The sequence below is a fragment of the uncultured Pseudoflavonifractor sp. genome (genome assembly GCF_944387805.1).
Classification (GTDB): Bacteria; Bacillota; Clostridia; order Oscillospirales; family Oscillospiraceae; genus Pseudoflavonifractor.
Map to the genome: position 1 here is coordinate 1 of NZ_CALXGI010000109.1, position 11,750 is coordinate 11,750.

The window sequence follows — 11,750 nt, forward strand, 5'->3', positions numbered from 1 at the left end:
ATCGGGGAGTCCTTTTTTTGTCCATAGCTATAAGCTCTTTATCCACTGGCAGAGCCAGTGGTTCTTTAAGCAACAGCGGCAGTGCATGGGAGTTCGCACCTCCCATGCACCTGCTAGGTGCCTTACCACCTACACAACGACTGATGTCGCACCGCAGGCATATTATATCTTCTTTTGGCTCATCTGACAAGATGCCTGCGTTCCAGACGAAACTGTCCACAGCGTGTAGGTAACTGCCCTGCACGCTGTTTTGTTTTCGTACTTCAAAATGGAGGTTACGAAAATGAACGGACAGGAATGTGTCTACATGACAGTAAGCGAAGTCAAGCGCTATCTCAATATCAGCCAGGCAGCCGCCTACGAACTGACGCACCGGGCTGACTTTCCGGTATGCCGGATCGGCGGTAGCATCCGGATTCCCAAATCGGCCTTTCTGGCCTGGGTCGAGCTTCGCACCCACATCCCCGAAGCTCTGGCTCGCCATATGGCTTCCGCATAAGGAGGCCGTACATGAACAAGCGTTCCAACGGTGAAGGCTGCTTCCGCAAATTAAAAAGCGGTACTTGGCGGGGCCAGATTATGGACGGGTATAGAGCGGACGGAAAACGGAACATCGTCAGTTTTACCGCCCCGACTAAAAGTGAGGTTCAGCAAAAAATCCGCCGGTATCTTGCTGATAAGGCTGCCGGCTTGACGACTCTGAGCCGCTCCATGTCGTTCTCTGTGTGGGCCGAGCAGTGGTACCAGGATTATGTGACTCAGGTGCAGCCCTCCACCTATTCAAGCTATCGGTATACCCTGAAACTATTGAAGGCCTTTTTCGATCATATGGTGCTGAGCGAAATTAAGCCTCAGCATATTAACAGCTTCATGACAAAGCTGTTGAAGGAGGGGTGTTCCCTCTCCAAAATCAGCAAATGCAGAAGCATGCTCATTCAGATCTTTGATGCTGCGGAGAACAATGGACTGATTTTGAAGAACCCCGCCCGCAAAGCAAAGGCCATTCGAACTCAAAGTACAGAGGATACTGGGAAGGATGCGTTTTCTTACGAGGAAGTCGCCTTATTAAAGAAATATCTGCGCGATGACCTTTTGGGCAACAGTATCAGGCTTCTGCTTGGCAGTGGGCTGCGGGTACAGGAATTGTTGGCGCTTCGGCCAGAGGACATCGCTGAGGATGGCTCTGAGATCTGTGTCAACAAGGCCATCAAAATGGTAGACGGAAAGCCAACCATCGGCCCACCCAAGAGCAAGCGGAGTTGTCGGACTGTACCGATTCCCGAGGACTACCGTCCATATGCAGTATACCTTCGAACGCATGGTGGAAAGTCTTATATCTGGACCTCCACGCGGAAGAGTTTGCTGTATAGCGTGGGAACTTTCCGCAACAAATATTATGCCGCGTTGAAGCGGGTCCCCGGCATCAGGAAGCTCGGCCCCCATTGCTGCCGTCACACCTATGTGACCCATCTGGAGGCCCATCAAGTCCCGTTGGCGGAAATTGCCCGGCTCGTTGGACATTCCACCGTGTCCACCACCAACCGCTACCTGCATATCTCCAGCGACACCCTGGAACGTGCAGTCAGTACTCTTAATTACTCAAACAGCGGCAGTCGGAATCTTCCTGCAGAAGCAAAGCGTATGAAGGGGGCATAAAGATGGCAACGAAAAAAGAACTGCGCGGTCAATATATCCTTAACGTCCTGCACAACATTGAGCTGGCCGGAGATGCCTACTCCACCGCAGAGGAACTGTACCAGCTGTGTAAGCAGAAGCATCCCTCCCTTTCGGAAGATGCCTTTCGGGCGGATAAGACATTTTTACGGAAGGAGGGTCGGATTGCCCAAGAAGGGCGCCGGATTTACCTCGCAAAGACCCTGGCATATGAAAACGCTGCTGCTCAGTTCCTGGCGGACATTTTATCCAATAACGAGCTCCAGAGTGCGTTGCAGGATATGCCTGCGTCGACAGAGCTTACCACTCTGACAGGAGAACAGCAGTCCGCCATCCGTATGGTTTTCGGCCACCGGCTTTCTCTCATTTTGGGTGGTGCCGGAACCGGCAAAACCACCCTGGTGCGTGGACTGATCGCCCAGGCACCTCATCGTCTCTCTTCCTGTATCCTCTGTGCTCCCACCGGCAAAGCTGCCCGCAACCTGACCGAGCGCACTGGCGTTCAGGCACGCACCGTACATGGTGCCCTTGGCCTGCGCCCGGAGGAAAATTTTCTGGGGCCTGTGCATTGGGATTTGACCGGCCTGGTGGTGATTGACGAAGCCAGCATGATGACTCTTGAGATGCTGGCCGGTATCCTGCACAAGGTCTCTCCATTCGCCCATGTTGTCCTGATCGGGGACCCCAATCAGCTGCTCTCGGTAGGAGCCGGAAATGTACTGACAGACTTGTTGGCACTTGGTGTACCCTGCACCCAGTTGACAATCTGCCACCGGCAGTCCGCCCAGGCTGCGGCTCTGGGATATAATGTACGGCACTTTCAGGAGTGCCGCAGCCTTGCGGATCTGCGTTTTGACAACAGCTTCTATTTCGTCCCACAGACTGACGAGAAGCGCATCTGTCAGGCAGTGTGCTGCGGAGGCGCTAAGCTCTACCGCATGGGCGGCTCCACGCAGGTCCTCTCCCCTTTCCGCAGTTCCGGAAAGCTGTCTGTATCAAGTTTGAATGATGCGCTTCGGGACATGCTGAATCCCGCCGTCCCTGCAAACCAGAATCCGGACTGGCCGGACGCCTGCTTTCGGGAGGGTGACCGGGTCATGGTGTTGGAAAATGACTGGCAGCAGATGGTCTGCAACGGAGATGTAGGGCACTTCTACTTTCTTTCTCAGCCAGGCTCGTTCGGCATATCCTGTCCCGGGCAACGACGTGCCTGCTGGATTGGAGAGAATCCCTCGGATCGGCTCAGTCTGGCCTACGCCATCACGGTCCACAAGGCCCAGGGTTCTGAATATGACATGGTCATTCTTCGGCTGGTCAAATCTTTTGGCGTCATGCTGACGCGGAACCTACTCTATACTACCATCTCTCGCGCCCGGAAGCATGTGGTTTTGGTTGGAGACCCAGACGCTCTGGAAGAAGCCCTCCGGCAGGAACCAAAGCCCCGCAAATCCCAGTTGGTGGCCAAGGCCCGGATGTGCTGTGTCAAAAATGATTTACAGAAGAAGGGGTGCCGTTATGCGTGAGCAAGACTATCGAAACATTGGCATCAGGATACATAATCTGAGGAAGCTGCGTGGGCTGTCTCAGGCAGCATTGGCAGAACGGGCAGAGCTCTCCACGCCCTATATCAGCCACATCGAACGCGGCATGAAACTTCTCAGTCTCCCTGCTCTGCTTAGAATCGCGGAGGCACTGGATATTCCGCCGGGCACACTGTTGAATGATCCCAAGACGCCCGGGAACTCTCATCTAGAGTTTGCCTTTCTTCTGGATGCCTGCAGCCCTGTGGAGCGGCAAGTAATATACGATTTGGTCCTGGCAGCAAAAGAAAGCATGGTAAGACATTTCAAAATCTCTTAATAGAAGGCCGGAGATAGCGGACATTCCTCCCTATCTCCGGCCTTTATCACTGCCTGCAGGGCAGCTTGAATGTCTGGCAGTTTATAGAAAATAAAATGCAGCGTTTATAGTGGCTACTGTCATAGCTTTTTCGTCTATGCGAAGTTTATGCCGTGATGTTCCGCATCAGTTTGTTCTTCCGCTGGTTGGTATTGTCTTCTCGCTGCCGAAAGCAACACAGTCCGCACGGTCCGTTCAAATGGCCAAGCGACAGACCGCTGGAGCAGATACTCCAGCGGTCTATCACAAGACGGATTCTGTTTGGGATTTGCCGTACTTTTGGTGAATATCACGCTGCACAGTGCCGCAGCCTTCTAGCTCATCTTTCTACTATATGGGCAATTCAAGCTGTTGTACTATGTATCTATAAAGCCATATGCTATCAGTCAAGAGTCTTCTACTAGCTTGGCGCCGATATTCCTTGCGTATGTGTTTCAACATTATTTACCATTCATTTTCCGTCTTAAAAGTATATCGCTTACTGCTATATAGATGCCAAGCGCATTGCCAACCCCAAGCCACTCGTACATAACGATATTGTAGAACAGCAGCCGGAAACTCTGAAATCCCATCAGGAACCAGGCGACGCATGAGAAAACAGCCGTTAGGTAAAACATGATCTGCCAGATAATCGCGGCAATGCTGATGGCGGGAACTTTTACGTCCACCACGAACAGGAACCGTCTGACTCCTTTGGACAGGCAGAAGGCGTGATAGGTGGGCAGATAAGCAAACATCCGTCCGATGATGATATAACCTACGATAACCCCTGCAATCAGTGCCGGTTCTCTCCATTCCACTGTGTCGCACCTCCTCAAGTTTATTGTTTTACCATGATGTATACAGCATTACCTATGGCTTTGATGGAAATATTAGTCCCTATCGATTTTATAGTACCCTTGATAAACTCTTTTGCGAATGTTTCAGAAATTTTAGAGGATCTATAAGAAAGCTGATAAATACCAAAACCTCCGCCTGCACTTACAATGCGGCTATACGTCACCTTCGCCGCTGCTTGCAATCCGGCCCCGCCTAAATTCCTGTTAATGCACCTATTCCAGTGTTTTTTGCCACAGCGCCCCATTAATCACGTCTCCACTGGCTACATTGTTAATAACAGATTCGCGTCTAGATATTGTAGTTTATTGGGATAAGCATCAAGCGACAATGCCTGCACTTGTCATTTACAGGACCACTCAAAGAATAGACGGGCAGGACTCTAATCAGAGGCCTGCCCGTCTGCGATTTGGATTAGTAATTTGGTTTTCCGTGATAACGCCATATGATAATTGCCGCGACTGAAAGTGCCAAGTATATTATATATAAAATCCTGACAATTGCAGGCGGCACCCAACCTAACGCACAACCTGCGAACAGACAAGCCAAAGTGAAAATAAACCCCAGGTATACCCAATAAGCAATGATTCGCCTTTTTGTTTTTTGTTGATTTTTATGTTTTATCAAATACCACAGAGTCAGTTTTTGCCCAAAATTCGCTTCACGCTTGGCTTTTTTGATGTGGGTACGACTGTACCCTTGAAATGCAGATGCACGAACCCAGGAACGCACCAGCAAAGTGAGTGGAATCGATGCAATAATCATCGCGATAATCATTACGAAAAATACGAGCACTGCGATTCCCATAGATAGCTCCTTGTCATATTTGTTCAATTACAATCTTAGGCAGTTGAGGGATATTCGATTTTATTATACCTTTGATTATGTTTATATTCAACGTGCTGGACGACTTTATATAGTACATAATTGCATTTATCGCTTCCCTCATCAGGCGCTGACCACTCTGATATTGAAGCGCATTTCCGATTCTCGAAGCCATACGGTTTGTTAAGCTCATTAAATACTTTGAGCCGCCTCCTGCTCCTCCCACATATCCGCCAATTGCACCAAACAAAGCATTTAGCATAACATTCTCCAGGTCTACACGATTAATGTCTCCCCTGTTAGTATACATCTGGTCCCCGAATGCCGCAGCACCGCCTATCACCGCATTTCCTGCAATCTGACCCACGAGTCCGACTCCTGTAGCCGCTAATATACCGCTTAGTGCGCCTGCCCCCGCTGAGATCATTATACTTCCAACATCGAGCGGCCGACGTCCGGCAATTTGGGAAAATGCAGAAACTACCCCGCCAACAACAAATCCAACTCCAGCCCCAATTAGAAGATGTATCCACTTCCCATTTGAATCCTTATACATGACGGGATTACTCATACAGTAGACGTAGAGGTTTCCGCTCTGATTGATGGCATTTATGTCGGGAAGATATGTGGATAGTCCGGCTTCATCTTCCTGCTGGTTCATTTTTATGGGATTGTCCCCGTATACCATATTGCTGGTATTCCAGTGCGGATCAGGCTGCAAAAAACGCCCGATTACGGGCAGATAGTTCCTGGCAAGAAGATAATAACTGCCCGTTTCTTCATCGAAATAATGTCCGCCATACCGATACGGATTTGAGTCGCTGCCGCTTGGATTTATCTCATTTCCAAATGCATCGTATGAATACTCCCTGGCGATTGCGCCCATGTTGTCAATTAATTGTACCACATCGCCATGGGCATTGTACAGATACCATCCCTTATCCAGGCTCTTCAAAAGCCCAACGCCGTAGGTATATTTGTCGATTACCTGGCCGTCCTCCCCTAGCTCCATGCCAATTGACTGGCCCTCCCAGCTATAGCCAGTTGTTATGCCATCAACAGTTTTGGAAAGGCGAAGGCCGTCAGATCGGTATGCGTATACACTGTGTTCGTCGCCATTCACGGCAGCTATCTGGCGCCCAAATACATCATATTCATAACTGATTGCTTTTAACTGTAGACTGCCCTCCGCCCCGTTTGAACTCTCAGCAAGGGAGAGCAGATTTCCGTTGGGGTCGTACCGATAGGCAGTTGTGATTTCCACACCGCCAGCCGTTTTCTGCTCCAGCAATAGGCGGTTATTCTTATCGTAGGAATATTCCACAGTATATGTCTGAGCACCGTCAACCTGGAGTTTGGTGCGGTTACTCGCCGCATCGTATTCATACCGATGCGATATGCCGTCCTGCGTTTCATATGCCAGGCGTCCTAAGGCATCATATCCGTACCTAGTAACAGTCCCATCGAGGTCTGTCTTCGTCTCTTGATTCCCGTCCAGGTAGTACGTATATCGATAGCTCGAAAGGACTGTATTGCCGTTTTTGTTAATCAACTCTGTGACTTTGTTTGCCCGGTTATACGCATAGTCGGTGGTAAGTCCATTTGAATAACAGAGCTCATTTCGGTTCCCATTCAGATCATACCGGTAAGTAGCTACAAGCGTATTTCCATCAAACACCGACGCAAGCCGATCCGCCTTATCGTACTGATATGTGGTCGATTTTTGCTCTACTCCGTTAATAAGCGTCTTGCAGGACGTGATGTTGCCGGCGGTATCGTATTGATACTGCTGGCTTATGCCGCCAGGGGCGTCCTCCCTGGCCAGTCTGCCCTGATCGTTATACGAATAGGTTATGGTCCCATTCTCATTGGTGACGGAGCGCAACTCTCCCGTCATGGTGTACGTTTTAGATTCCGTTGTCGTATTCCCATTTGATGAGGCGGTCCTCTGCAATTCGCGCGAGAGGCCATCGTAGCGGTACTCAAAATGTGTTCCGTTGCGATCCGTCTTCGCTATCAGGTTATTTGCGAAATCGTAGGTCATCGTCTCCGTTTTACCCAATGGGTCAGTATAACTCGTCTGGTTTCCACGGCAGTCATAGGTGTATTTTGTAATTTGGTCAATTCCAGTATGCACTTCAAGCGTTTGTCCAATCTTGTCATACACATAACTGGCTGTGACCGTTCCGCCTTGACTGGCTTGTATGACACGGTTCCTGGAATCATATGTATATTCCACCACCGCAAAGGACGAATCACCGCCAACTGAGCCGTTGCTACGCCTTGTCTTTATAATGTTTCCGTTCGAGTCATAGTAATAGCGCAGCTCACTGATATCTGTATCTGTATATAGTGTCTCTTCTGCGATGAGACGACCGGCTGCATCATATCTATAGCGAATAGCAGGACTGCGGTCAGATGCGTTGCCGATTGGGTCGGTTACTGAGACCTTTTGTCCCGCACAGTCGTACTCCATCGTAATCGTGTTTCCCAGCACATCGATTATCTTCGTCGGTTTTCCGGCGTAATTGTACTCATATTTCTTTGTGAATGTCTCAACGTATCCTTCGCTGTTGGCGCGTGCGCTTTTCTCTTCCAGTGGCCATCCAATATAATTGTATGTATAGGTGGCGCAGACTTCTACGCCGTCTATCACCGTTCCACTTTTCACGGTCCGACCATGCTTATCGGTATACTCTATCGTTACGATAGATGGACTACTGGCGTCCCCTTCCACCGTCTTTTGTGTCTTATCGGCGAATCTGACATAGGACTCATGCGATAAAATGTGGCCGTCCTGATCAAGCACGCGCTGATCGATTATGTTGTCTTGATAGTCATATTGATAGATCGTATCTGCACGATTAGATCCGTTATATGTAGTCTCTTTGCTCTTGCGTCCAACAGCATCATATTCCACAGATGACAGCAGAACTTTCGTCCCATCTGTATGTAATTCATAAACCCCGATTTCTCTTCCCAGTTGGTCATATTGATAAAGTTTTTGGTTTCCAAGCGGGTCTGTTACCGTCGTCTGGTTGTTCACGGTATCGTACTCATATATCTCCTGCGCTGCATCCGGGTAAATTATTTTCTTTATTCGGCCAACTTGATCGTAATAGTATTCTGTTGTATTCCCATTCCCGTCCGTTTCGGTGATAATTCGCCCGTATAAATCCTTTATAGCGCTCTGCGACAGGCTGCCAACGGCATTGCCATCTGCGTCCACTATCCCATCAATTGTTACTGTCTCCAGGAAGGCACCTTCTCGATAACCGTAGGTGGTACTGTTATATTGCATAGGTGAAAACGATGTGTACACCCGTGTCTCCACCCGATTTCCGAAGGAGTCGTAATCGTAGTCACTTCTGGCGACAAGAACATCGTTTTCATAAACCATGGTCTGCGCGATATTGCGCCGGTCTGACGTTAAGATATTTTCAGTCCGCACGGTAGTGTTCTCATCAATTTTATAGACGCTTGTTAGCGGGATATTGTATGTGTAATCATAAGTGGTGCTGACCTTATACTCTTCATTTTGTTGTTGTCCTTCCGCCAGAGTTGTCCATCTGGCGATTTCATTCCCATAGCGGTCATAATCAAAGCACTCCGTGGTTTCTTGCGCTTTACCGTCGGACGTATTATAAACAATCGTCTTTCTGCTTGTAACTGACGGATGGTGGAAATACTCATAGAATCTATATGTAGAGCGCGTCTCACGGAGCAAAGTATCGTCACTGTCGCGGTATACCTCAACAGATTCACAATACCCGTTAAGATCAAACACATATTTTGTCCTGATATCACGTGCCGTGTCCACCTCATTAATTACGGTGCAATTGCTCTTTCCGGCATATTCGCCCTCACGATGATAATAGCCGTCCCAATTATATATATCGTCAAGCAATCCTCTTTCGGGATACCAATACTGTTGGGCATAGAAGTACTTAATCTCATCACATTTTTGGTCCCCATCCAGCAGCGTATACCGTCCGGCGATGGCATAGTCTATACGCAATCCTATTTCAAGCCAGTTGTTCCACCGCCTATTATAGCTGAACACGGACTTCGCGCCCGTCGGGTAAGTAACTTCCTGCAAGTTTGCAAAGTAATTCATTTTATAATAAGTTAGGTCGTATTGATTTGGATATTGGTTCGGCGTTTCTAGAGCATTATACGGGTCGCAAGCGTACGTTCCGTCTTCAAGAGGGCCTTTCACTCTGGATAGGATGTCGGTGCCGGCTTGCTCATCAGAATAGGAGTAGCATGTCTTCTGGTTTTCCTGGTCAATGGCTTCGACTAAGTTATACTCATGGAAATCGACTCCGAGCGGCTCAAGATACGGTATCTTACGGCTCGTATTTTCTTTCAACACATAAGTAATTTTCTCCCCATCTGGAAGCTCAACGATCTTATTGAATCCCTCCGCTGTGGTTTCATTATAAATTCTTGTTACTTGACCCAGCGAATCCGTAATAGTCATTCCTCGCCGTTCACCATTGGTAGGGGCATCATAGGAGTAATTGATTGCATTCCCAAAACGGTCCTCAGTCCGCAGAAGGAATCCTTTGTCGCTGAAGTACTCCTTTTTACCGTCTGCGTACGTGACGAGGTAAGCCAGCGCTTCCCCATTCATAGTGCCGCTGGTGGGCGTGCAAATGATATCTTCGTAAAAGTACTCGCCAAGTTCGTTGGTGGCGTTTGGGGATAGGACAAACTCTCTTCCATCCGACAGACAGACGCGCCTGTGCCCTGTCCCCGCATACTGTGGGTCTAATTCCATATGTGAAAATCCAAAACTCCAGCCCGCACCGAGATCCCACAGGTATTCGTTGGTCGTCTGCGGTGTACTCTCCTGGTGTGCTTTGATATCGCTAACACCGAGAACCGGCGCAGAGCTATGCCCAGATTCCGTAAAATACCCTTCAAATCTGAAAAAATCCCCATAAAAACTTGTATCTGTTTCAAATATACGATTGCGGACAGAAGCATATTCTGAGATCGTTCTAGTGTTGTATCTTAGCCATGCGGGATAATCAATATTTTCATATTTGCTTGTAAACGTCCCGTCCTCGTTGCGGTATAGCTTTGTGACCGTCTTTGTATAGGCTCCATAGCAATCTTTATCTTTCTCTTTCTCCGTTAAGAACGCAAAATCAGTATAGTAATTTGCTTCTAATGAGTTGTACTTTCTGGATATGACGACATCCAGCCCGTTCACACCAGGGAGGACCACATCCGTAACGGTGTATTCAAGCCCGCCAGACACTAAGTCTACTTGCTCTTTTACATTGTCCATTGGAGTATACGGTGCTGTGAGAAGTTTTCCCTTGTCAGCCTTCACACCTGCCAATGGATCTGTACTTGTAAGAGGATGCATTGATTCGTCATTCTCCACCGGCTGAGTGACTGCCTGGTGTTCGAGCAAATCATCAATGAGGTTGTTTTTCGCCGCCTCTTCGATTTCCTCGTCTGACACCCCGGCGTCACTCAATTGAAAATACGCAGTCAGTGCACTTTGCAGCGGCGTTCCATTTGTAAACTCCAACGAGAGATAGGTTCCGTTCACAGATAGGAAGCGACTTATGAACGCAATATCGTCAGAGCTGATATCGGCACCATTCTCCGCAAGAATACTTTTTGCTCTGGCAGCAGTACCAGTAAGGCTTTCATAGTCCCCTTCCGTATAGCACAGGGCAATTGTAACCTGTTCTTGCAGTTGTTCGTCAAATTCAGAAAAATCCAGTTGCGCCATAATTGCATTTACTACGAAGCGAGGCGTTGCATATGTTTTCTCGGAGAAGGATGTAAACACACCGTTTGATTTGCTCATCTCCCCTGTTACGGAAGCTGGACATGGGGACGCATCTGCTATAGATTCACTTGGTTGTGTCCGCACAGGTATTGGCAATTCATATGATTGGGCATCATTGCTTGCAGCGTCACGCGTCTGAACTGAGAGTTGGACTGCTCCTGCCGGTATAAGGGAAGCTATAATCGCCAAAGTTACCAGGATTGCCGTCGCTTTTTTGAGTGCTCGTTTCATAATACCGTCCCTTTCTCTTTCCTCCATAAGTGGATTTTTGACTGGGCTCGTTTGCTGGGCACCTATCAACGCGTGTTCGCTTCAGTCGACATATTCACCTCCATTTCACTATTAGATTACATCTTTCCCCATTCCAAAGTTGTCGAGTAGTGACGACCATTAGAAATATTTTAAAATTTTTCTATCCACCTCTCAAAATCACCAATCATCGGTAGGTGCAATACAGAAAACAATTCGCTGTACACCCCATCCGCAATATTATTGAAATTTGGGGTTTTAAAATTAGGCAGTATGAGAACTAAATTCAGAGTCGCTTCTACTCCAGAAAGCAGCTGTTTTTTGACTCATGAATATGCTATGAGACCATAGTGTTAATAATTTGCTCAAAAAAGTTTTAGGTTTCTTTACAAAGGCATAATCATAAATCACAACAAAAACCGAGCCAACCTACACTAAAACGTCGCTTTTT

Annotated in this window: 7 protein-coding genes; 4 read left to right on the forward strand and 3 right to left on the reverse strand. The window is 48.1% G+C overall.

Annotated elements, in window-relative coordinates; translation table 11 throughout:
* Window positions 1-283: 283 nt before the first annotated feature.
* Genes Q0K06_RS13835 through Q0K06_RS13850 form a run of 4 tightly spaced genes read left to right on the forward strand, consistent with a single transcriptional unit; the run spans window position 284 to window position 3,534 of the window.
* The gene (locus Q0K06_RS13835; RefSeq protein WP_242823756.1) at window positions 284-499 is read left to right on the forward strand and encodes a helix-turn-helix domain-containing protein; all 216 of its coding nucleotides are present in this window, start codon (window positions 284-286) and stop codon (window positions 497-499) included.
* 11 nt (window positions 500-510) lie between these two features.
* Window positions 511-1,656, forward strand: coding sequence for a site-specific integrase (locus Q0K06_RS13840; protein ID WP_294553746.1), 1,146 nt, complete (start codon window positions 511-513; stop codon window positions 1,654-1,656).
* Between the two features lie 2 nt (window positions 1,657-1,658).
* Window positions 1,659-3,197 (forward strand): AAA family ATPase, encoded by a 1,539-nt coding sequence (locus Q0K06_RS13845; RefSeq protein WP_294553748.1) that lies wholly within the window; start codon window positions 1,659-1,661, stop codon window positions 3,195-3,197.
* The gene (locus tag Q0K06_RS13850) at window positions 3,190-3,534 is read left to right on the forward strand and encodes a helix-turn-helix transcriptional regulator (RefSeq protein ID WP_294553749.1); all 345 of its coding nucleotides are present in this window, start codon (window positions 3,190-3,192) and stop codon (window positions 3,532-3,534) included. The genes Q0K06_RS13845 and Q0K06_RS13850 overlap by 8 nt, the downstream gene beginning before the upstream one ends.
* Before the next feature lie 479 nt (window positions 3,535-4,013).
* Here the strand turns inward: Q0K06_RS13850 and Q0K06_RS13855 are convergent, their stop codons facing one another.
* From Q0K06_RS13855 to Q0K06_RS13865, 3 genes are all read right to left on the reverse strand, one after another.
* A complete protein-coding gene (locus Q0K06_RS13855; protein ID WP_294553751.1) occupies window positions 4,014-4,373 on the reverse strand; it encodes a hypothetical protein in 360 nt (119 codons plus the stop codon).
* 451 nt (window positions 4,374-4,824) lie between these two features.
* Window positions 4,825-5,217: a hypothetical protein gene (locus tag Q0K06_RS13860; protein WP_294553753.1), complete on the reverse strand. Its 393-nt coding sequence runs from the start codon at window positions 5,215-5,217 to the stop codon at window positions 4,825-4,827.
* A gap of 13 nt (window positions 5,218-5,230) precedes the next feature.
* Window positions 5,231-11,281, reverse strand: coding sequence for an RHS repeat-associated core domain-containing protein (locus tag Q0K06_RS13865; RefSeq protein ID WP_294553755.1), 6,051 nt, complete (start codon window positions 11,279-11,281; stop codon window positions 5,231-5,233).
* Between the last annotated feature and the right edge of the window lie 469 nt (window positions 11,282-11,750).